Origin of the sequence: Achromobacter sp. RTa (assembly GCF_000757485.1) — a bacterium.
In the GTDB taxonomy this organism is placed as follows: Bacteria; Pseudomonadota; Gammaproteobacteria; order Burkholderiales; family Burkholderiaceae_B; genus Achromobacter.
Window position 1 is genome coordinate 133,945 of sequence record NZ_JPYO01000043.1, and the last position, 22,207, is coordinate 156,151.

Annotated in this window: 17 protein-coding genes; 3 read left to right on the forward strand and 14 right to left on the reverse strand. The window is 66.8% G+C overall.

What is annotated here, in order from left to right; all coding sequences use genetic code 11:
- Position 1: 1 nt before the first annotated feature.
- The 9 genes from JL37_RS23625 to JL37_RS23665 form a co-directional block, all read right to left on the reverse strand.
- Entirely contained in the window at positions 2-592 is a 591-nt protein-coding gene (locus tag JL37_RS23625; protein ID WP_043547373.1) for a chalcone isomerase family protein, read from the reverse strand.
- Positions 556-1,101, reverse strand: a complete 546-nt coding sequence (locus JL37_RS23630) for a DUF4442 domain-containing protein (RefSeq protein ID WP_043547375.1) — start codon at positions 1,099-1,101, stop codon at positions 556-558. The genes JL37_RS23625 and JL37_RS23630 overlap by 37 nt, the downstream gene beginning before the upstream one ends.
- Before the next feature lie 17 nt (positions 1,102-1,118).
- Positions 1,119-2,315, reverse strand: a complete 1,197-nt coding sequence (locus JL37_RS23635; RefSeq protein WP_043547378.1) for an acetyl-CoA C-acyltransferase — start codon at positions 2,313-2,315, stop codon at positions 1,119-1,121.
- A gap of 142 nt (positions 2,316-2,457) precedes the next feature.
- Entirely contained in the window at positions 2,458-4,848 is a 2,391-nt protein-coding gene (locus JL37_RS23640; protein ID WP_043547381.1) for a 3-hydroxyacyl-CoA dehydrogenase/enoyl-CoA hydratase family protein, read from the reverse strand.
- A 47-nt stretch (positions 4,849-4,895) separates the two neighbouring features.
- Positions 4,896-6,218, reverse strand: a complete 1,323-nt coding sequence (locus JL37_RS23645) for an OmpP1/FadL family transporter (protein ID WP_043547382.1) — start codon at positions 6,216-6,218, stop codon at positions 4,896-4,898.
- A gap of 31 nt (positions 6,219-6,249) precedes the next feature.
- Entirely contained in the window at positions 6,250-8,217 is a 1,968-nt protein-coding gene (locus JL37_RS23650; RefSeq protein WP_043547383.1) for a 3-hydroxyacyl-CoA dehydrogenase NAD-binding domain-containing protein, read from the reverse strand.
- On the reverse strand, positions 8,214-9,509 hold the full coding sequence (locus JL37_RS23655; RefSeq protein ID WP_043547385.1) for an acetyl-CoA C-acetyltransferase: 1,296 nt from the start codon (positions 9,507-9,509) through the stop codon (positions 8,214-8,216). The genes JL37_RS23650 and JL37_RS23655 overlap by 4 nt, the downstream gene beginning before the upstream one ends.
- A gap of 12 nt (positions 9,510-9,521) precedes the next feature.
- Positions 9,522-11,870 carry an acyl-CoA dehydrogenase gene (locus JL37_RS23660; protein ID WP_043547386.1) on the reverse strand — a complete coding sequence of 783 codons (2,349 nt, stop codon included), beginning with the start codon at positions 11,868-11,870 and terminating at the stop codon, positions 9,522-9,524.
- 28 nt (positions 11,871-11,898) lie between these two features.
- Positions 11,899-12,570, reverse strand: coding sequence for a TetR/AcrR family transcriptional regulator (locus JL37_RS23665; RefSeq protein ID WP_043547387.1), 672 nt, complete (start codon positions 12,568-12,570; stop codon positions 11,899-11,901).
- A 385-nt stretch (positions 12,571-12,955) separates the two neighbouring features.
- On the opposite strand from JL37_RS23665, the gene JL37_RS23670 reads away from it, so the two are divergent.
- From JL37_RS23670 to JL37_RS23680, 3 genes are all read left to right on the forward strand, one after another.
- On the forward strand, positions 12,956-14,560 hold the full coding sequence (locus JL37_RS23670; RefSeq protein WP_043547388.1) for a hypothetical protein: 1,605 nt from the start codon (positions 12,956-12,958) through the stop codon (positions 14,558-14,560).
- Positions 14,561-15,125: 565 nt separating this feature from the next.
- Complete coding sequence (locus JL37_RS23675; protein ID WP_043547389.1) at positions 15,126-15,875, forward strand: response regulator transcription factor; 750 nt, start codon at positions 15,126-15,128, stop codon at positions 15,873-15,875.
- Between the two features lie 357 nt (positions 15,876-16,232).
- Complete coding sequence (locus JL37_RS23680; RefSeq protein WP_043547391.1) at positions 16,233-16,901, forward strand: response regulator transcription factor; 669 nt, start codon at positions 16,233-16,235, stop codon at positions 16,899-16,901.
- A 176-nt stretch (positions 16,902-17,077) separates the two neighbouring features.
- Here JL37_RS23680 and JL37_RS23685 read toward each other — a convergent pair whose 3' ends face one another.
- Genes JL37_RS23685 through JL37_RS23705 form a run of 5 tightly spaced genes read right to left on the reverse strand, consistent with a single transcriptional unit; the run spans position 17,078 to position 22,195 of the window.
- Entirely contained in the window at positions 17,078-18,325 is a 1,248-nt protein-coding gene (locus tag JL37_RS23685) for a glycosyltransferase WbuB (protein ID WP_043547392.1), read from the reverse strand.
- Complete coding sequence (locus tag JL37_RS23690) at positions 18,322-18,882, reverse strand: putative colanic acid biosynthesis acetyltransferase (RefSeq protein ID WP_043547395.1); 561 nt, start codon at positions 18,880-18,882, stop codon at positions 18,322-18,324. Before JL37_RS23690 ends, JL37_RS23685 begins: the two co-directional genes overlap by 4 nt.
- Complete coding sequence (locus JL37_RS23695; protein WP_043547398.1) at positions 18,879-19,766, reverse strand: glycosyltransferase family 2 protein; 888 nt, start codon at positions 19,764-19,766, stop codon at positions 18,879-18,881. The genes JL37_RS23690 and JL37_RS23695 overlap by 4 nt, the downstream gene beginning before the upstream one ends.
- Before the next feature lie 13 nt (positions 19,767-19,779).
- Positions 19,780-20,910: a glycosyltransferase gene (locus tag JL37_RS23700; RefSeq protein ID WP_043547399.1), complete on the reverse strand. Its 1,131-nt coding sequence runs from the start codon at positions 20,908-20,910 to the stop codon at positions 19,780-19,782.
- Positions 20,903-22,195 (reverse strand): O-antigen ligase family protein, encoded by a 1,293-nt coding sequence (locus JL37_RS23705; protein ID WP_043547401.1) that lies wholly within the window; start codon positions 22,193-22,195, stop codon positions 20,903-20,905. Before JL37_RS23705 ends, JL37_RS23700 begins: the two co-directional genes overlap by 8 nt.
- Positions 22,196-22,207: the final 12 nt, after the last annotated feature.

Consider the following 22,207-nt stretch of genomic DNA (forward strand, 5'->3'; position numbering starts at 1 on the left):
CTCAGTTGCCCAACAGGGCATTCTTAAGGGAGGCCTGCGCGGGCTTGTCGCCCAGCCAGACGCGCAACAGGGCGCGGGCGAAGGCGGGGCTGTCGATGCGGCCCCGCGGTTTGCCATTGTCGGTGATCGAGACGCCCCGGGCGTCGAAGTCCAGATCGACCACGTCGCCCTCCCGGACGGCTCCGATTTCCGCCATCAGGGCGGACAGGCGATCCGCCGGCGCTTTCAGCGCGGTAAGCTCCTGTGCGGGCGTATTGTCGCGCAATCCTTCCTGCAGGGCGCCGTCCAGGCTTTTGCTGTCCACGTCGCGCAGCAGCATCAGCCGGACGCGGCGAGGCTTGTCGCTGTCGATGAGGGCGGCCGCGACGCTGCTTTTCTCGGTGGCGTACAGCGCCGCCACATAGACCTTGACGATGAACTTGGTGCGCACTCCGGCGCCATTGAGCACAAGCTCCTGCCCGCCCGAGGACAGGGCGGCCGGCACGCTCACGCCGGCGATCTCCACATCGGCGGCTTGCGCGCTGCCGCCGGCCAGGCAGGCCGCCAGCACAAGGCTCAGGGCGGCGGATCTCGCTCCGGGGATGCTGGGCATTTGTCTCCTCCTGGGGTCTTCTGCTTGTAGAACTTCTTGTCGGCGATGTAGATCGTGCGTTCGACGACGGCGTAGACGACGCCTTCCTTGTCCTTCAGCTCCACCGTGTAGTTCCGGGTGGTTTCGTGTTCCAGGGCCAGGAGCCGGCGGATTTCCGCGATTTCTCCGGGCGGCAGGCGAAAGTCGGCATACAGGGTCGCATAGGCGGGCTTGCGGTACCGGATGGAGGCCGCCTTGTCCCAGACCACGTGATCCGCGCCCAGCGCGGACATCAGCATCGTGGGGTGGGCCCCGTCCGTCACCGCGAAGAGCGAGCCGCCGTACATGGATCCGACGATGTTGCGGGTACGGCGCAGCAGCGGCAGCTTGATGCGGATGTGCTGGAAATCCGGCGACACGAGCACCACGCGGCCGCCGGTGGCGCGAAACGCCGGATGCAGGTTGAACCCCACCCGCATCAGGCGCGCGCGCCACTGAGGCGACAGGCTCTTGAACCAATAAGGCTTCATGTTGCCGGCCGCGGCGCCTACATGGCCTCGAACAGGCCGGCGGCGCCCATGCCGGTGCCGATGCACATGGTCACCAGGCCGTACTTGCCGCCGGTGCGGCGCAGGCCATGGGTGATCGTGGCCGTGCGGATCGCGCCGGTCGCGCCCAGCGGGTGGCCCAGCGCGATGGCGCCGCCCAGGGGGTTCACCTTGGCCGGGTCCAGCTTCAGTTCGCGGATGACGGCCAGGGACTGGGCGGCGAAGGCTTCGTTCAGTTCGATCCAGTCCAGGTCGTCCTGTGAAATGCCGGTGCGCGCCAGCACCTTGGGGATCGCCGCGACGGGGCCGATGCCCATGACCTCGGGCGGCACGCCGGCCACGGCGAATCCGGCGAAGCGCGCCAGCGGGCTGAGGTTGAACTCGCGCAGGATGCGGTCCGACACCAGCACCACGGCGGCGGCGCCATCCGACATCTGCGAGCTGTTGCCGGCCGTCACGCTGCCGCGCGCGGCGAATACGGGCTTCAGCCGGGCAAGCGCCTCGGCGCTGCTGTCGGGGCGCGGGCCTTCGTCCACCTCGACCAACCGGCGCACGACGCGCACGGCGCCGCTGGCGTCGGGCAGGTGGGACACCACTTCGTAGGGCGTGGTCTCGGCCCGGAAATGCCCGGCGGCGATGGCCGCGCAGGCCTTTTGGTGCGAGGCCAGGGCGAAGGCGTCCTGGTCCTCGCGCGAGACCTTCCAGCGCTCGGCGACCTTTTCGCCCGTCAAGCCCATGCCGAACGCCATGCCGATGTTTTCATCGTGCGCGAAGATGGCCGGGTTCATCGACACCTTGTTGCCCATGATCTGCGGCATGGCGCTCATGGATTCGGTGCCGGCGCCGATCATGATGTCGGCCTCGCCCATGCGGATGCGCGAGGCGGCGTCGGCGACGGCTTGCAGTCCCGAGGCGCAGAAGCGGTTCACGGTGACGCCGGCCACGCTTTGCGGCAGGCCGGCAAGCAACAGACCGATGCGGGCCACGTTCATCCCTTGCTCGGCCTCGGGCATGGCGCAACCCGCGATCACGTCTTCGATGCGGGCGTGATCCAGCCCCGGCACCTGCGCCAGCGCGCCGTTCAGCGCGGCGGCCAGCATGTCGTCGGGGCGGGTGGTGGCGTAGGCGCCGTTGCGCTTGCCCACCGGCAGGCGCGTTGCGGCGACGATGTAGGCGTCTTGAATCTGCTTGCTCATAGTGGTTCCTTGTGTGTCCATGGCACATGGCCTCCCGCATTCCGCTGCCTTACCTCATCGGGGCCGCGCGGATCCGGCTTTGCCGGTCCGCAGCCGGCGCCCCCTTGCAGGGGGAAGCGCCGAAGGCGCTGCGGGGGTGGGCCTAGTTCCTCAGGGGCTTGCCGGTGTCCAGCGTGTGGCGGATGCGCGCCTGGGTTTCGGGCGTGCGCAGCAGCGCCACGAATTCCTTGCGTTCCACCGCCAGCAGCCATTCCTCGTCCACCTTCGTGCCGGTGTCGACCTCGCCGCCGCACAGGGCCACGGCCGCGCTGCGCGCCACGCGGTAGTCGTGGGCGCTGATCATGCCGCCCTCTCGCATGTTGACCAGCACCATTTCGAAATTGGCGATCCCGTTGCGGCCCGCCACGGGAACGTCGCGCAGGCGCGGGGGCGGCGTGTAGCCGGCGTCCGCCGCGGCGCGCGCCTGGCCGATGGCGACGAACAGCAGTTCGCCCGGGTGGAACACGACCACGTCGTGGTCGCGGGCGAAACCTGCCGCGACGGCTTCGAGCGCGCTCTTGGCCACTTGCGCCATGGCGATGTTCTGGAAGACCGGCTGCAGGTACGGGAAGACCTCGCCCGGCGTGGCCGTGCGGGCGGCCAGCGCGGCGGCGCGGCCGGCGAATTCCTTGCTGCCGCCGCCCGCCGGGATCAGCCCCACGCCGGCTTCGACCAGGCCGATATAGCTCTCCAGCGCCAGCACCCGGTGCGAGGCATGCATGAGGAATTCGCAGCCGCCGCCCAGGGCCATGCCCTGCACGGCCGCGACGGTGGGGATCTGCGCATACTTGAACGATTGCGAGGTGCGCTGGAACTTCTCGACCGTGGCCTCCAGCATTTCCCACTGGCCGGCCGCGCAGGCTTCGGCGACCTGCTGCAGATTGGCGCCGACGGCGAAAGGCGCGTCATGCCAGATCACCAGCCCGTCGAATTCGCGCTCGGCCTGCGCCACCGCCTGCAGAATGCCCTCCAGCACCTCCGCGCCCAGCGTGTGGTTCTTGGAGGTGACCGAGAGAATCGCGATGCCCGCGTCCACCTCGGGGAGGCTCCACAAGCGTACGCCTTCGTTTTCCCACACGGTGGTGCCCCGGTCGTCCGGGCCTTCGCCGAAGACGCGCTCGGGGAACAGCTGGCGCCGGTACACGGGCAGCGTCGAACGGGGGCGCAACTGGCCCGAGCGCGCGGAATAAGAGCCCTCGGGCGTGTGCACGCCCTGGCGGCCGGGTTCCAGCACCCAGGCCGGCAGCGGCGCGTCGCTCATGCTCTTGCCGGCCGCGATATCCTCGGCCACGGCGGCCGCGATGCCTTGCCAGCCGGCGGCCTGCCAGGTTTCGAACGGCCCTTGCGACCAGCCGAAGCCCCAGCGCATGGCCAGGTCCAGGTCGCGGGCGTTGTCGGCCACGTGTTCGAGCTGCACCGCGCTGTAGTGGAAGATGTCGCGGAACAGGCTCCACAGGAATTGCGCCTGCGGATGGTTGCTCGCGCGCAGCGCGGCGAAGCGGCGGGCGGGGTCGCGCTCCTTGAGCACGGCCGCGACTTCGTCGGCCAGCTTGCCCGCGCTGGGCACGTAGTCCTGGGCCTTCAGGTCCAGCACCTGGATTTCCTTGCCCTGCTTGCGGTAGACGCCCGCGCCGCTTTTCTGGCCCAGCGCGCCCTTGCCGATCAGGGCCGACAGCCAGCCGGGCAGGGCGAAATAGCGGTGCCAGGGGTCGTCGGGCAGGTTCTTTTCCATGGTGCCCACGACGTGGGCGAGCGTGTCCAGGCCGACCACGTCGGCGGTGCGGTAGGTGGCGCTCTTGGGGCGGCCGATCTTAGGGCCCGTGAGCGCGTCCACTTCGTCGAAGCCCAGCCCGAGGCGGGCCGTGTGGTGCATGGCGGCCAGGATCGAGAATACGCCGATGCGGTTGGCCACGAAGTTCGGGGTGTCCAGCGCGCGGATCACGCCTTTGCCCAGCTTGGAGGTAAGCCAGGTTTCCAGCTGGTCGAGCACGGAGGCCTGCGTGTGAGGGGTGGCGATGATCTCCACCAGCCGCATGTAGCGCGGCGGGTTGAAAAAATGGATGCCGCAAAAGCGGTCGCGCAGGCTTTCGGGAAGCGCGTGGGCCAGGGCGTCGATGGACAGGCCGGAGGTGTTGGACGCGATGATGGCGCCTGGCGCGACGTGCGGCGCGATGCGTTCGTACAGCGCCGTCTTCCAGTCCATGCGTTCCGCGATGGCCTCGATGACCAGGTCGCAGCCGCGCAGTCGGTCCAGGTGGTCGTCGTAGTTCGCCGGCGTGATCAGCGCCAGGCGGGCGGCGCCCGCCAGCGGCGCGGGCTCCAGTTTCCGCAGGCCGGCCAGCGCCTTCTTCACGGTGCCGTTGCGGTCGCCTTCCGGCGCGGCCAGGTCGAAGAGCGTGACGGGCACGCCGGCGTTGGCCAGGTGGGCGGCAATCTGCGCGCCCATGACGCCGGCACCCAGCACGGCGACGTGTTTGACGACGAACTTGCTCAAGGGATTCTCCTGAAAGAGCGGAAGGCGGGCGGACCCGCCGTCCGGGGCTAGAAGCGGGCCGACAGCTGCACGCCCAGGATATGGGCGCTGCTGTCGTAGGTGCCCGCGACGCGGCCCTTGGTCAATTGGTTGCCGGACGTGGTGTCGATGTCCGTCTTGCGCAGGTACAGATAGGTATAACCCACGTCCAGCGTCGTGTTCTTGGTTGCCTGCCACTGCACGCCGGTGGAGAACCAGTAGCGGTCATTGTCGGGCAGCGAAGTCGGGCGGTCGGATTCCTTGTAGACGGGCGACTGGTCGAAGGCCACGCCGAACTTCCACTTCCAGTCGGGCGCGAACTTGTAGTTGGCGCCCAGCGCGACGCGCCAGGTGTCGCGGAAGTTCAGTGGCAGCTCGTCGTCGCGCGCGCCGGTGCCGGAGTTGCGGATCTTCAGGCTGGGGATGCTGCTCCAGCCGGTCCAGGAGACGTCGCCCAGCAGCTCCCAGCGTTCGTTCAATTGGTGCGACGCGCTCAGGATCAGGGTGTCGGGCAGGGACACGGTGGCCTTGGAATCGAACGATACCGAGTTCCCGCGCGGGTAGATGTTGTCGATGTCGGTGTCGCCCTTGGCCGTGTGCTTGATCTTCGAGCGGTAGGACAGCCCGATGCGGGTGTCCTCGGTGGGTTGCAGCATGAAACCCACATTCCAGCCCCAGGCGTCGCCCTTGAGGTTCAGGTCGGCGTCGCCGGTCGTGCCCAGCGGCAGGCCTGGCACGGGGACCACGGTCTTCTTCTTGTAGTTGGCGTCGATATGCTGCCAGTTCAGGCCGAAGCCCATCGAGAACTTTTCATTGACCTTGTACGCGACCGAGGGGTTGATGTTGATCGTCTTGATGTCGAACTTGTTGGAGTGGTACTGGCCCACCCAGTCGTCGTCGTATTCGGTCATGAGGCCGAACGGCGCGCCGATGCCCAGGCCCAGATACCACTGTTCGTTCAATTGCCAGGATGCGTAAAGGTTGGGGACCACGCCGAGATTGCCGGCGTCGCCGCCATTGCCCCCGGTGGGCGCCGAGCCGCCCAGGCCCGTGCCCGGCAGGCCGGGGATGCTGGGGTTGCGGCTGTCGCCGTTGTCCTTGAACTTGAAGGACGGCTTGATCAGGTTGACCCCGCCCGACACGTTGAAGCCGGGCAGGTAGGTCATGCCTGCCGGGTTGTAGTAGATGATGCTGGCGTTTTCCGGATTTGCCGCCGAGCCCGCGTATGCGTTGCCCAGGCCGCTGGCGTTCTGCTCAAGGAGCTGAAAGCCGGCCGAGTGGGCCGCCGTAGCCGCGCCCATGCCGACCACGAAGGCCGACAAGGTGCTCAGGGACAATGAACGTCTGCTCATGGTACTGCCTCCTCGTGTTGGATATATGCCGCTATTGCACTGCGGATCCTGCCATCCCGGCCGGTGCCGGTCCCTCACTGCCTTGGTAATGCATGGGGCCGCCCGTGAAAGGCGCGAACCCCGTGCCGAAAATCACGCCTGCGTCGGCCAGGTCGGCGTCGGCGACGATGCCGGCATCCACGCGCTGACGCGTGGCGTCGATCAAGGGCTGGATCAGGCGCCGAGCCAGCCCCGGCGGCGCGCCGGCCGGTTCGCCTGCGTTCTTTACCGCCTTGCCGTCGCGCCAGGCGTAGAAGCCCTGGCCGCTTTTCCTGCCGAGCTCGCCGCGCGCCAGCCGGTCGGCCAGGCAGCGGGGTGGCGCGGCGCCGCCGGCCAGTTCTTCGCCGGCGGCGCGCGCGATGTCCAGGCCTACCGTGTCGGCCAGTTCGAGCGGCCCCATCGGCATGCCGAAGGCAACCATGGCCGCGTCCACGGCCTGCGGCGCCAGGCCCTCGTCCACGCTGCGCATGGCTTCCAGCATGTAAGGCGCCAGCACGGCATTGACAAGGAAGCCGGGCGCGCTCCTGACGGGCAGCGCCAGCTTGTCGATCTGGCCCACGAAGGCGCAGGCGCGGGCCTGCGCGTCGCCCGCGTCGCCTTCCGCGTGCACGACTTCCACCAAGGGCATCTTGGCCACGGGATTGAAGAAGTGGATGCCGACCAGGCGGCCGGGACGGACCAGGCCGGCGCGCAGGGTCTCCAGCGACAGGCTGGACGTGTTGGTGGCGAGCAGGGCGTCCGCTTTCATGCGGGGCTCCAGGGACCGGTACAGCGCGCGCTTGGCGTCGGGCTGTTCGCTGATCGCTTCGATGACCACGTCGGCCAGAGGCACGCCGTCGCCCGACGGGTCGGGGATCAGGCGATCGAACGCGGCCCGCGCCAGGCGCGGATCTTTCAGGCGGCGCGCGAACAATTCGCCCGCGCGCTTGAGGGCGGGCGCGATGCGGGCCATGTCCTGGTCCTGCAAGGTGACCGTCATGCCCTTCAGCGCGCACCAGGCCGCGATGTCGCCGCCCATCACGCCGGCGCCCACCACGTGCGCGCGGCGCGCGGGAGCGATGCCGGCTTGCTTGCCGTTGGCCTTCAGCCGCTCCTGCAGGCGGAACACGCGCAGCAGGTTGCGGGCGGTGCCGGACGAGAGGATGCGGTCGATCAGTTCTGGCGCCAGCAGCGCATTGCCGCCGTGCTTCTCCCAGAGGTCCACGATCGCGGGCGCGGCGGGGTAGTGGCCCTGAGGATCCTTGGCGGCGATCTGCTTGCGGGCGCGCTGGGCCACGATGGCTTTCAGCGGCCAGAGATTGGTCAAGCTCGCAAGGCCGCCCGCGCGTCGCGCCGCCTTGCCGGACAGCACGGTCTGGCGGGCGGCCGCCAGCAGCAGGCGCGGCGGAACGCGGGCGTCCGCCAGACCCAGCGCCGCGGCGCGGCGCGCGTCGGCGCCGCGGCCCGTCAGCATCATGTCCAGCGCCGCAGGCGCGCCGATCAGGCGCGGCAGGCGCAGCATGCCGCCCCAGCCCGGGAAAATGCCGAGCATGACTTCGGGCAGCGCGAGCGAGGTGCCGGGCTGGTCCGCCACCACGCGATAGCGGCACGCGAGGGCAAGCTCCAGGCCCCCGCCCAGGCAATGGCCTTCGATCAGGGCCAGCGTGGGGTATGGCAGGGCGGCCACGCGCTTGAAGAGATTCCAGCCGCGGGCAACCAGCGCGCGCGCCTGTTCGGGCGTGTCCAGGCTTGCGAATTCATTGACGTCGGCACCTACGATGAAACCCGTGGCCTTGCCGGAGCGAATGACCAGGCCCTTGGGCGGTGCCTTGTCCAGCGCGTCCAGCACGATGCCGAGCTCCGCCAGGGTGTCGGCCGACAAGGCGTTGACGGCGCTGCCGGCGCGGTCGAAGGTCAGCCAGGCCAGGCCATCGGGATCGCGGTCCAGGCGCCAGTGGGAGAGCGTGTCCATCGTGGTCATGGGCGGTCCTCGTCCAGGGTTTCGACCAGCATCGCGCCGCCTTGGCCGCCGCCGATGCAGATGGCCGCCATGCCGCGCCTGGCGCCGCGGCGCTTCAGGGCGTCGAGCAGGTGCAGCACGATGCGGGCGCCGGATGCGCCCACCGGATGCCCGATCGCGATCGCGCCTCCGTCGACATTGAGCCGGCCGGGATCGAGATCTCCCCAGGCCGCCGTGCCGAGATGTTCCCGGCAATAGGCTTCGTCGCGCCAGGCGGCGAGGCAGCCTAACACCTGCGCGGCGAAGGCTTCGTTGATCTCCCACAAGTCCAGGTCATTGAGCCCCAGGCCGTGGCGCTGCAGGATCGGGGTGGCGGCGTGCACGGGACCCAAGCCCATCTGCGCCGGGTCCAGGCCGGCCCATTGGCTGTCCACGATGCGGCCCAGCGGCCGCAGGTTCCACTCGCGGACGGCTTCTTCGGAGGCCAGCGCCAGCATGGCGGCGCCGTCGGTAACCTGCGAACTGTTGCCTGCCGTGATGTTGCCCCAAGGCTTGTCGAAGACGGGTTTGAGCTTGGCCAGTTTTTCGGACGTGGAGTCCGCGCGCACGCCATCGTCTTCAGGGTACAGCCGGCCTTGCGTGTCGATCAAGGGCGCGATCTCGCCCATGGCGCCTGCGGAGCGGGCCGCGAGCGCGCGGCGGTGGCTCTGCGCCGCGTAGGCGTCCATCGCGGCGCGGTCGATGCCGAAGCGGGTGGCGAGGTTTTCGGCGGTCTGCCCCATGGAGAGCCCCACCACGGGATCGGTAAGCCCTTTGAGCAGGCCGATCACGGGCGCCAGGCTGCGCAGCCGGAACCGGCGCAATGCCGCAAGTTTGGCGCCCATGCCGCGGGCCGCATACCATTCCGCCAGCCAGCGCACCATGTCGTCCGAGAACAACACCGGCGCGCGCGACAGCGCGTCCGTGCCGCCGGCCAGCACCAATTGCGAGCGGCCCGATTGGATGTTGGCGATGGCGGAATCCAGCGCCTGCATGCCCGATGCGCAGTTGCGCATCACGGTCCAGCCCGGCACCTTGTTGCCGCAGCCCAGCCGCAGCGCGATCACGCGGCCGATGTTCACCTCGTCGGGGGAAGGCGCGGCGCAGCCCACGATGACCTCATCGAGATCCGATGGCGCGTAGGGCTGGCGCAGCAGCAGGGCGCGGCCCGCCTGCACGGCGAGGTCTCCGGCGGAGAAGGGGCCCGGGCCCGTGCGCGCCTTCAGGAAGGGAGTGCGCAGGCCATCGACCACGTAGACCGGTTTGAATGCCATCCGATTCCTCCGTCAGGCGACCTTGCGTTCGGCCGTGGGCTCGATGCGGTCCTCGGCGCCGAAATCAAAGCTGAAATCATCCACTTTCACCACGGCATCGCGCAAGCGGTTGCGGCGTTTCACCACCGCGTATTCTTCCGCGGTGATCCCTCCGATCGCGAAAGCGGCATCGGCGATGTCGCGCACGTTGGCCTGCGGATTGCCTTCCAGCGCGCCGCGTTTTTCCAGGTCGCGTATCTTGGCTTCGATGGGTTCGGCCTCGAGCGTGGCGGCCAGCGCCTGTTCGATGGCGCCCACCGGCTCCTGGTCAGTGTCGGGGAGGTGGCAACCCGAGGTCAGGCGGTCGCGCGCGGCGCTGGGCTGGATCAGCAGGCGCGCCACGTCCTGGCCCAACTGGTCGGACGGCAAGGCCTGGCGGCGGCCCCACGGAAAGATCAGGCGGGCAAGGATCCATGCCACAGGGCGGTTGGGCAGGTTGTCCAGCACGCCGTCGAAGGCTTGCTGCAGCTTGAAGAGCGCATCCTGGACGGACCAATGCGCCAGGGGGGCGTCGGAGGCCTGGCGGCCTTCGTCCTCGAAGCGCTTGAGCGCGGCGCAGGCCAGGTACATCTGCGAGAGGATGTCGCCCAGGCGCGCGGACAGGCGTTCGCGTCGCTTCAGGCTGCCGCCCAGCACCAGCATGGAGGTGTCGGCGAGCAGCGCGAACGCCGCGCTGTAGCGGCTGAGCAACTGGTAATAGCGCTTCATTTCCGGCGCGACATCGGCGTTGACGCCGACATGTCGCGCGCCCGTCAAGGCCGTGCCGGCGGCGCGCAGCGCGTTCCGGACGACGAAGGCCGCATGGCCCCAGAAGGCCCGGTCGAAGTCGGCCAGGCCCTGCCGACGGTCGGACGACTGCGCGGCCTGCATTTCAGCCAGCACATAGGGATGGCAGCGGATCGCGCCCTGGCCGAAGATGATCAGGCTGCGGGTGAGGATGTTGGCGCCTTCCACGGTGATGCCGATGGGGATCTGCTGATAGGCGCGTCCCAGGAAATTGGATGGGCCCAGGCAGATGCCCTTGCCACCGATGACGTCCATGCCGTCGTTGACGACCTGGCGCGCGCGTTCGGTCACGTGGTATTTGACGATGGCGGAAACGACCGAGGGCTTTTCGCCGAGGTCCACCGCGCCGGCCGTCATGCTGCGGGCGGCGTCCATCATGTAGGTGTGGCCGCCGATGCGCGCCAGCGCCTCTTCGACGCCTTCGAACTTGCCCACGGGCATGCGGAACTGGCTGCGCACGCGCGCATAGCCGCCCACGGCGCGCGCCGTCAGCTTGGACATGCCGGTGTTGGAGGAGGGCAGCGAAATCGAACGCCCCGCCGCGAGGCACTCCATCAGCATGCGCCAACCCTGTCCCGCCATGGCGGGGCCGCCGATGATGAAGTCCAGCGGCATGAAGACGTCCGTGCCGCGCGTGGGGCCGTTCATGAACATCGCGTTCAGCGGGAAGTGGCGCCGGCCGGTGTCCACGCCGGGATGGTCGTGCGGCACGAGCGCGCACGTGATGCCCAGGTCTTTCTTGCCGCCCAGCAGGCCGTCCGGATCGTACAGGCGGAAGGCCAGGCCCAGCAGGGTGCAGACCGGCGCCAGCGTGATGTAGCGCTTGTCCCAGGTGACCTTCATGCCGATCACTTCGCGCCCTTGCCATTCGCCCTTGCACACGATGCCGCTGTCCGGAATGGCTGCGGCGTCGGAACCGGCCCAGGGGCTGGTCAGCGCGAAGGCGGGCACTTCCTCGCCGCGGGCGAGGCGGGGCAGGTAATGGTTCTTCTGTTCGTCCGTGCCGTAGTGCAGGAGCAGCTCGGCGGGGCCGAGAGAATTCGGCACCATGACCGACACCGCCAGGGCGGACGAACGCGTGGACAGCTTGGTCACGATTTCGGAATGCGCGTAGGCCGAGAACGCCAGGCCGCCGTATTCCTTGGGAATGATCATGCCGAGGAAACCCTGGGCCTTGAGGTAGCTCCAGACCTCCGCGGGCAGGTCGTAGCGTTCCTGGGTGACGTCCCAGTCATTGACCATGCGGCACGCCTCTTCGGCCTGTTCGTCAAGGAATCGCTGTTCCTCTTCGGTCAGCCGCGGGCGCGGATAGGCGAGCAGGCGGCTCCAGTCGGGCCGGCCGCGGAACAGTTCGCCTTCCCACCATACCGTGCCGGCCTCCAGCGCATCGCGCTCGGTGTCCGACATCTGCGGCAGCACCTTGCGGTACAGGTTGAAGATGGGGGCGGACAGCAACGCCCGGCGGATGGGACGCACGCCCACCACGATGGCCGCGAGCAGCACGATGACGACCAGGGCGACGATGACTGCGTTCATGTTCTTGCCTCCATGGATATTGGACGCCCTAGGCTGAGGGCACTTGCGGCAGCGGAGAGCGCAGGCCCCCGAGCAGGAAACTCATCAGGCGGGGCAGCAGCAGATCCGGATTGTTGGGCTGTTCGGCTTCGTCGATGGTCCAGCCCGTCACGGAGCGCAGCAGGTCGGTGCCGATGATGGCGTACGAGGTGGCGCCCAGCATGAACTGAAAGCGCCACATGATTTCCGCCTTGGGCACGTCGGGCAGCGCCGCGAACAGCGCGTTGCGGTAGCGCTCGAGCACGTCCGCGTACTCCTCGGCGAACAGGCCGCGGATGAAGTCCGAGGGGTCGGTCATGGTGCGTTCCAGCAGCGGCAGGAAGGTGCTGCCGGCCTGGGCCGGGTCGGCCGCCAGGCGCAGCAGCGTGCCGAAGAAGGCGTCCACGATCTGCGACGGCTTCAGGGGCTTGCCCTGGGCTTGCGCCTCCAGTTCATCCAAAAGCCGCAGGCGCTCGCGGTTCAGCACCGCCAGGCGGCGTTTGAGCACCGCTTGCACGAGTGACTCCTTGGAGCCGAAGTGATAGTTCACCGACGCAAGGTTCACGCCGGCGGCGCCCGTGATCTGCCGCATCGACGTCGCGTCGTGGCCTTGTTGCGCGAACAGGGCCTCCGCCGTATCGAGGATCGCTTCACGGGTGCTGGGGGATCTGATTTCTTGCATAAGGTTGAATTCAAACGTTCGTTTAAAAACCATTATGCGTTAGGGACGGCGGAGAAGCGAGCCTCGGCTATCCCCAATAGGGTTTACCACTAGCGTGCAGGCGCCCGGCCAGAGAGGCCCGTCCGCGGCCGCCCCAGTATCGGCCAAGCGGATGAGTTCCGCCATGCAGGCGGGCGAGCCGGCGTCTCCGCCGTTCGCGCGAATCTGAGCCTTTTGTCCTCGGACTGCCGCTCTAGGATAAATGTGGTCTGGAAGACAAGCCAAAAACACCGCAGTATCAGCGCGAGGACTCGAATGCGCGGCACTCACAAGACCGGCATGCATGGCTAGCCCGTTCGCCGTACGGGCAGCGGATGCGAACTCGCCCGACACAGGAGCAGGAGAAATGAAGACCTACAGAGTGGGACTGCTGGTTGATGGGTATGAGCAGCCCGGCTGGATGCATGAGATGGTCGAGTGGCTTCGGCACAGCCAGGATTTCGATTTGGCTGCTTTGCTGGTGATGAACGGGTCGTCCAGCGACAGGTCGCCCCGCCTGGGCGTGAAAGCCCTGTTCGGCACCTTGTCCCGTCTGGAGTCTCGGCTGCTGCCCGCCAAACAGCGCGAAATGCTGGCCTGCCACGACATGCGCGACAGCATGCCGCCGGACACGGCCGCCGTCGTATCCCTGGAACCGGATGCCGCCGCGGCGGAGGCGCGCGACGAAGTGGCGGCAATGGGGCTGGATCTGGTGATCACGCTGGGCGCGCCGCCGGCTTCGCGCGAACAGATGGTGGGCTGGGCGCGGCTGGGCGTATGGCAGTTGAGTTATTCGGACATTGCGGTGGCGACCAGCCGGTATGCCGGTTTCTGGGAGGTCTATCAACGCGAAGACCACACCACGGTAAAGCTCTGGCGCGTCGGCGCCAGGCTGGAAGAGGACGAATTGCTGGACCAGCGCAGTTTCAATACCGAAGTGTTCTGGCTGAAGAATCAGGCCCGTGCGTTCAGCCTGGGAAATCTCATGGCCTTCGACGCGCTCCAGGCGCTGGTCCGCGCCAGGCAAGCCGCGGCGCCGCCCGGCATGCAGATCATGAGCGGCCAGCGCCGGGACGATCCGGTCGAGTGGAATAGCGCCGCCTATATCGCGCGCCAGGCCTGGTTAATGTCGGATTTGATTGTGCGCCGCGTCATGAAGCGCAACATACGCTGGCGGATCGGTATGTTTCCATCGGCCAGGCAACAAGCGGTGGTATCCGAGGCCATGGTGCTGCAGCCTCCCAAGGGTAGATTCTTCGCGGATCCGTTCGTATATACCCAGGATAAAAAGCCATATATATTTTTCGAGGATTACGATTTTAATTCCCGCAAGGGGACGATCTCCGTCGCGACCTACTCCGACGGGGCTTTCCGCCTGCTGGGGACGGCCTTGAACCTGCCGTACCACCTATCGTTTCCGTATATATTCGAGCATGAGGGCGTTACCTATATGGTGCCGGAGACCTGCGGAAATCGTAGTATAGAGCTATGGAAATGCACGGAATTTCCGCTCAAGTGGGAGTTGGATGTTAATCTGATGACTAATATATCCGCGGTGGATACCATTATTTTCAAGCACGGCGAATATTGGTGGCTATTAACAAATATCGATCGCACAGACGGGCAAAGCCACTGCGATGAATTATTCGCCTTTTTCGCCGATTCACCGCGCTCAACGGAATGGACGCCGCATGCCTGCAACCCCATCGTCCGCAACCCGATGCGTGCCCGCAACGCCGGGATCGTTGTGTCGCCTGGCGGGGAAGTGATGCGCTGCGCCCAATACCAGGGCTTCTGCCACTACGGCAAGGGCGTTTCGCTGAACCGGATCGAAGAGCTCTCACCCTCCACGTATGTGGAAACGGACGGCGAAATCCACTACGCCAGTTTCCTGAGAAAGCGTCATGCTTCAATGCACCATTGGCACCACCAGGGGGGGCATACGGTATTTGATTTCGCCTATATGGAGTAAATCATGCTGGCGGCGCACAAATTAAAATGTTACCCATATTTCGAATACGGAAAGCGCGCACGGGCATGATGTGTCCGTGGAAACATATAGACAGCTATCGGACCCGATATCGGCGGTTCATGGCCGCGTCCGGCGGATGCCCGGGGGCGGCCTTTTTCTTGGCCGTGACAGCTGCGGCTCCGCCGGAATAGGGCACCGCCCAGGCCTGTCTTCATAGGGAAAACGGCGTTTGCGCCGCAGGAAGCGCTGGTGAAAACCCTAGCGCCCGAAAGGACGAAAGCGACATCTCATCCTGATTTACGGCAGTGATTAAGGCTAACGAATGATTTCTGTTTTTGTCGGATTATATCGCCCCGAAACGTCTTGATTTTGCCAATTTCGAACCATAAGATGGGTCCATGCCATCCGTTATGTTGGCTACCAAAGTCTCCCAGCCCAAACGCCCCGGTGCGGCTTCATTAGATATTCCGGGATATTGCGGACCACCCCCGCAGGGCTGGAAAAAAAATAGTCTTCAGCACAGCGAAGATCCCTTCTAGGCCCGTCGAAAAACCGGGAGGACACCATGGCCAAGATGGTCCTGATTGAAGCCCATCCGCTCTTGCGGTTGGGGTTGTGGCAGATTCTTAGCAAGTTGGATGATGTGTGGGAAATCGAGGGGATGGGCCTGGCGGATGTATCCAAGGCCGATGGCGTGCATGCGGGTGCCGATCTCCTCATCTATGGGTTGCCGGTGGACACCGACGAGGCCTGGAGCGCTTTGCATGAGATCCAGCGCGTCCTTACGCCGAAGCGGATCCTGCTGTTGACGGACGTCATGCCGTTGCCCATGCCGGTACAGGGCCTGCCTGGCGCCAGCGTGTATGGTTGCCTGATGAAAACGGCCTCGGTCGAAATCCTGGAGGCGGCGATCCGCCTGGTCATGGCTGGCGGGCAGTGCTTCCCCAGCGAACAGGCCTTGCAGGCGCCCGCGCAAGCGGTCTGCGCGCTGCCCGCCCGGGATGCCGAAGACACCGTGGCCAAGGGCGCGATGCCCGTCAGCGCGGGAGCCCAGCTGCTGCAGATCACGCCGCGCCAGTATGAGGTGCTGGTGCTCCTGGCCCGCGGCTATCCGATCAAGACGGTCAGCAGGATGCTCAATATTTCGGTGGCCACGGCGAAGACGCACGCTTGCACGCTGTACCAAAGGTTGCATGTCAAGAACAAGGGCGAAGCCGTGTACGCGGCGCTGCAACGCGGCGCGACCCTGGAATGGCATGAGCCCAACGGCAGGGATGTGGACGCCGGGCAGATTTATGGTCGCAAGGTTGGATGAGGTTGTGGGTCGCGCAGCCTGCCCCGGCAGCCTGGAACGCAAGTTTCATGGCTGCCGGGTCCGCGCATAGCCATCGCGGCTACGTCTTACATAGCAGTGCGGTGGTTGCAGTGCAACGGCATTCCTCCACCATTCATCCACCTGAACGAGATTCAGCGAACGTAGCCGCTGATAGCATGGGTTGTGTCCGCTAGCATGGGTTGACAGGGCGATCCACCACCGCCTCGCCAATTCGATCCGATGCGGTGGACGAGCTTCCCGTGAGGCCGGTGGCGCAAGCAGCCTGTCATTGCAGCGACGATGCGCCAGCGTCATGGGAACCGTGTATGGGCCACGTGTCACAAGGTTCCCTCCGGGATGACAACCGTACTGATCGAAGACTACGCTCTGCTTCGTGTCGCGATCCAGCATGTGCTGGAGCGTGTGCGCAACGCCGACGACATCCTGGCCATCTCGCCAGCGCATCTGCTCAATATGTCCAGCTCGATCAACCGCCCAGTGGAATTGCTGGTCGTGGGTTGCAGCGGCCTGGCGGAACAGGACGTCGGGCTCCTGTCGCAGTCGATGGCATTTTTCATGCCCCGGCTGGTCCTCGTGCTCTATTCCGTGCTGGACCAGGGCGTCATGGCGGCGTGTGCGCGCGCCGGCGTCGCCGGCTACCTGCCGAAGGCGTCCAACCCGGACGCGCTAGCCGCCGCGGTGAGCCTGGTGCTTGCGGGAGGGGAGTGCTATCCGCAGCCCATTGCCCGGCCGCAAGGCGCCGCGCATGCTCCGACGCCGGAACTACGCGAATTGACGCAAAGGCAGGAAGAGATCCTGCAGCTGCTGGTGCAGGGCAAGACCATGCGGGAGATCGGCGAGCAGGTAGGCATTTCGGTGGCGACCGTAAAAAGCCACGCGCGCACCCTGTACTGGAAACTCAATGCGCGCAACCAGGCCGAAGCGGCCTACATAGCCGTGCAGATGGGATTGGTGAGAAGCGGCGCCCAGCCGCCCGCGCCCGCCAAGCACAATTCGAACCCGTAGGATGGGTGCAGCGCGAGAGTTCCTAGGCAAGAACGCAGGCTCCCAGCGCGCGTAACCCATGCGGCCGCAATCGGCTGTTTTCCGACCCGTGCCGGGCACTGTCTGCCCACGGCCGCATGGGTTACGCGCGCTCGACATCAGAGTTCTTGCTCAAGAACTCTCGCGCTGCACCCATCCTACGCTTCTCGCGCGGCGGGCTTGTCCTTGGAGGCCAAGACGGCCTCGAATTCGCGTTCTGCGGCGCCGAGCACCGCGTCGACGTGCAGATGGGCCTGCGCGTACTGGCGCGCGGCGGCGCCCAGCGTTTCGCGCATGCGCGCGTTGTAGCCGAGCTTGCGCACCGCTTCCGCCATGGCCGCTCCATCTTCGGGCGGCGTCACGAGGCCGCAGTGTTCCACCACGGAGGCCAGTTCAGTGCCTGGCGCCGCGCCGCATACCACGGGCCGGCCACTGGCCAGCATGCCCGTCAGCTTGGAAGGCATCACCAGGTCGGCAGCGCCGGCGCGCTGCGGCAGCAGATGGATGTCGGCGGTATTGAGCAGTTCGCCCAGCCGTTCAGCCGGCTGCAGGTCGAGAAAGCGGACGCGGGGCAGGCCCTGGCACCGGGCCTCGAGCGGAGCGCGTTCCGGGCCCTGGCCGCAGAACACGAACCACAGGCGATGCTCGCGGCTGAGGCGCCGCGCCACGTCCGCCAGCGTCTGCAGGCCCTGCTTGCCTCCCATGTTCCCCGAGTACAGCGCAACCACGGCATTTTCCGGTATGCCCAGTTCGGCGCGGTAGTCGCCGCCGTCACGCGGCGCGATCGCATCCACGTCGATCCAATTGGGCAGCAGCACCGCGCGGCCTGGCTCCACGCCCTTGGCCAGCGCCAGGTCCAGCATGCGGTTCGAAATCGTGGAGACGCGGTCGAAGCGGCGCATCAGCCAGCTCTCGGCCCGCCGCACGGCGGCGCGCAGGCCGGCACCCTTGAGCAGCCCCAGCTCGAAAGCGGCATCGACTTCGTAGTCCTGGATATGCAGCCATGCGCGGGCGCCGCAAAGCCGCGCCGCCAGCCAGGCTGCGGGCGCGCAGAAGAGCGCGGGCTCGACCACGAGTATGACGTCGGGGCGTCCGGCGGCGGCGCGCAGCAGCGAGGGCAGGCTGGACAGGGCGAAGCTCGCAAGGTGGATCAGCCGCTTGAGCCCGCCTGGCTTGCCGGGAACCCAGAGCGGCGCCCGGCGCACGGTGACGCCGCGCCGCAGTTCTTTGCGGTAGCGGCCCGCCCGGTAGCTTGCGTGCACTTCCCACTGGGGGTAGTAGGGCGGGGCGGTTACCGCGCTGACTTCATGGCCGCGTGCGGCCAGCCATTCGGCCATCTCGGCGCTGTACTTGCCGATGCCGGTGAGCTCGGGCGCGTAGTTGATGCCGTAGATGAGGATTTTCATGCCGGCCCCGCCTTGCGGGACCGGACGGGGCGGCAAGGATTGCCGTGGCACACCATGGCGGGCGGCATGTTGCGGAATACGGAGCTGCGGGCTCCGATCACGGCCTCCCGCCCGATGGTCACGCCGGGGCCGACGAACACGTCGGTCGCGACCCAGGCGCCTTCCTCGACGCGCACGGCGCGTTCGCGCAGGGGAAATTCGGGCTGCCCGGCATCATGGTCGGCCGCGCACAGATAGCTGCGCTGCGAAACCACCGCATGGGCGCCGATGTGGATGGGGCCCAGGCTGTAGATCACGGCCTCGTCGCCGATCCAGGCATAGTCGCCGATCTCCACCTTCCAGGGGTAGGTCACCGTGGCGGTGGGGCGGATCAGCACCTTGCGTCCGATGCGGGCGCCGAAGCAGCGCAGCAGCCACCGGCGGAATCCGTAAGCGACTTGCGGCGACCAGCGGAACAGGGTTCCCTGCACCATCCACCACAGCTGCACGGTCAGCGCGGAGCGGCCGCGCTGGCCGGGCGCCAGCGCAAAGCGGTCGAGACGCTGGAGGGCGCTCATTTCGCGGCTCCCGCCACGGCGTCGTCGCGCGCCGCGGCCGCGCTGGCCTGCCGCGCCTTCTGGATTTCCTCGGTCTTGATGCGGATTTGCCAGTAGTACATGGCGCGGGCCACGGCATAGTCGTAGCCGGCCTTGCCATCCAGGAAGCCCAGCCGGAAAAGATAGGAATGAAGGAAGGCGATCGGCGCCTTGAAAGGCATGGCCTGGAAGATGCGCTTGAGCAGCGCGCGGGCGCCGACGTTGGCTTCGCGCGGGTCGTTCATCAGGCCTTTGGTGCGGAGGTTGGCCTCCCAGTCGGAGTAGCGATTGTGCTTGTCGAAATAGTGGAAGAGCGAGTCATGGTCGTTGTGCACCATGCGCTGGCGCAAGGCAAAGGTCTCGCCCTCGACCTGCGGCTGGTAGTGCCCTTCCACTTCCCACATATGGGCCACATCCAGGTCATCGTAGTCCAGGAAGCGGGAGCGGTCGCGCGCCAGCAGCGCCAGCTTGTAGACGCGGTGCCCGTGTTCCAGCTTCCTGCCGCAGAACACATAGTCGAACGGCACGAAGGCACCGCCCGCGCCCGCCGCGAAGCGCGGCAGCGCCTCGCGTATCTCGGCGGCGAGCCCGGGCGTCATTTCCTCGTCGGCGTCGACGTACAGCACGACGGGATGCGAGAAAGGCAGTTGCTCCAGGCACCATTGCTTTTTCTTCGGATACTTGCCGTCCCACTGGAAATTGGAGATCTTCGCGCCCATCGCCGTCGCGATCGCGCAAGTGGCGTCCGTGCTGTTGGAGTCCACGACGAAAACCTCGTCGAATTCGACCAGCGCCTTCAGGCACTTGGCGATATTGCGTTCCTCGTTCTTGGTCATGACGACGACCGAAACCGGTATCTTCTGCATGATGCTGTCCTGTTCAGGGCGTGCCGCGCTGCATGAGCGGCTGAAATAGCGCGATGACGTTGCGGCAGTGCCGCTCCAGGGAAAAGGCGTCGGCGCGTTCGGGGCCCTGGGCGGCAAGCCGTTCCCGCATTTCGCCGTCGTAGGCCAGGCGGCGCACGGCTTCCGCCAGCGCCGCGGCGTCGCCCACCGGCACGAGCAGGCCATAGCGCCCGGCGTCCAGGATCTCGGCGGGGCCATGGGGACAGTCGGTGGAGATCACAGGCACGCCCAGGCACAACGCTTCCACGAGCACGTTGCCAAAGCTCTCGCGCACGGAGGTCAGGGCGAACGCGCCGGCGCCCGCGATCACCGGAAATGGATTGTCGATGTGGCCGGCCAGCGTGACGGCCGTGCGCGACCCGTGGTCGTCGATCCGTTTTTGCAGGGCGTCGTGCTCGGATCCTTCGCCCAGGATGGTGAAGGCGATGCCGGGGTCGTCCAGCAGCGCGGCGGCATCGATCAGCGTGGCGTAGTCCTTCACCGCCTCGAGCCGGCCGACGGCCACCACCTGGTAGGGGCTGCGCCCGGACGGCTCCTGCGCGCGATGCGCGCCTTGCCGCCTGACGTTGTCCAGCGGGACGCCGTTGTAGATGGTGTGCACCTTGCCGCGCAGCGGCGGGAACATGCTGACCAGGTCTTCCTTCACGCCCCGCGATACGCCGACCACGGCGTCATGCCGCCGGTAGGTTTGGCTGACCAGCCAGCATTTGAGGCGGCGCATGCGGGAGGCCCCGTAGTGGATTGCGGGGCTGCTGTGTTCGAAGGCGACCGTCTTGAACCCGCCGCCCAGCAATTTCCTGGCCAGCACGACCAGCATATTGCACAGCAGGCCGTGCGAGCAGACGATGGCCGGCTTATCGCGCCGGATCTGGCGCAGCAGGCGGATGAAGGCCAGGGGCAGCATCATGCGCAGCTTGGTGGGCGATTCGATGACGGGCAGCGCGCGGGTCACCTTGGGGTTGGAAATGGGATACTCCCGGTTGCGGGAACGCAGCAGGAACAGGGCGGAGTCCACCCCCTGTTCCGGCAAGGCATCCACGATGAAGGCGACGCATCTTCCAACGCCGCCGTGCAGGTCCGGCGCGACAAACAAGACATCAGGCATGAGGGATCACTCGCGGTGGCGCCCGGCGCGCGGCGTCCGGGCGGGGGCTGGGGACGGGCGGCGTACTGGAGGGAACAGGCATGACCTGGGCATTGCGCATCAACGACAGGCAATAGCACAGCAGGAAACCGGTGAAAGCGGTCTTGGGCGCGTAGGCCAGCCCCCCCGAAAGCGAGTCGATGAAGATATAGATGGGCGCGGTGGCCAGCAGGTAGCGCCGGTGCAGCTCCAGGCCGGGATGCGCGTATCGTCGGAGCAGGGTCAGCAGCAGGATGAGCAGCGGAGGGAGCATGATCATGGTCGTGCCCACTACGCCGAATTTCATCAGGTAGAACGCCCATGAATTGTGGGCGAAGGTGCTGAGTTCGAAGCCGTTCTCGCCCATGACCCAGCTGCGAAAGCCGGCGCCCTTGCCGAACACGGGGCTTTCGGCGAAGAAATCCATCTGCCCCTGCATTTCCTGGATGCGCGCGCCGTAGCTGGAGTCCTCGTCCAGGCGCTCGACGCTGAAGATGCGGTTGGTCAGCACGTCCAGGTAGCCGATGCTGGCGAAGACCAGGACGCCGGCGACGGCGGCGGGCGCGAAGACCATGACGGCGCGCCGCCGGATCTCGGGGCCCGCGCCCAGCATCACCGCGATCAGGACGGAAGCCGCCAGCTGCAGGTACTGGCTGCGGTTCAGTGAAAAGACCAGCGCCAGCAGCATGTAGACCGTCAGCGCATAGGCCTTGGGCCCGGAGACGTTCAGGGTGCGGCGGAAGTACAGCAGCGATACCACGCCGAACGGAATGGCCCAGACGCCCAGGCGCACGTTGCGCAGCGGATTGGATACGCTGAAACCCTGCAGCTGTTCCGCCAGCATCAGCGTGGCAACGGCGAGGCAGGCCGCCACGATGTACTTCTGCAGCACCGCATAGGCGGCGGGACTGTCGATGTCCTTGTAGCAAAGAAAGGGCGTGCACAGGAAATAGAACACGATGCGCAGATCCCGCGCCACGTCGCCCGTTTCGATGCCCGGGTGGTGCAGGGACACCAGCAGCAGGTAGATCACCGACAGGCATTGCAGCCCCAGCAGCAGGCCCAGCAGGCCGCGGGGCAGGGCATAGGCGGCGGGATCCGCAAGCCGCAGGGCCTTGACCGCCAGCATGGCGACGAACAGCAGGTCGAAGGGAGACAGCTTGAAGCTGCCCACGCCCAGGACGAAGTGGTCGTCGTTCAGGGCAAGCGCCGTGAAGGCGAACAGACCCAGCAGGTGCAGGGTGGAAAGGCGGCGGTGCGGCTTCATTGCGGCTCAGCT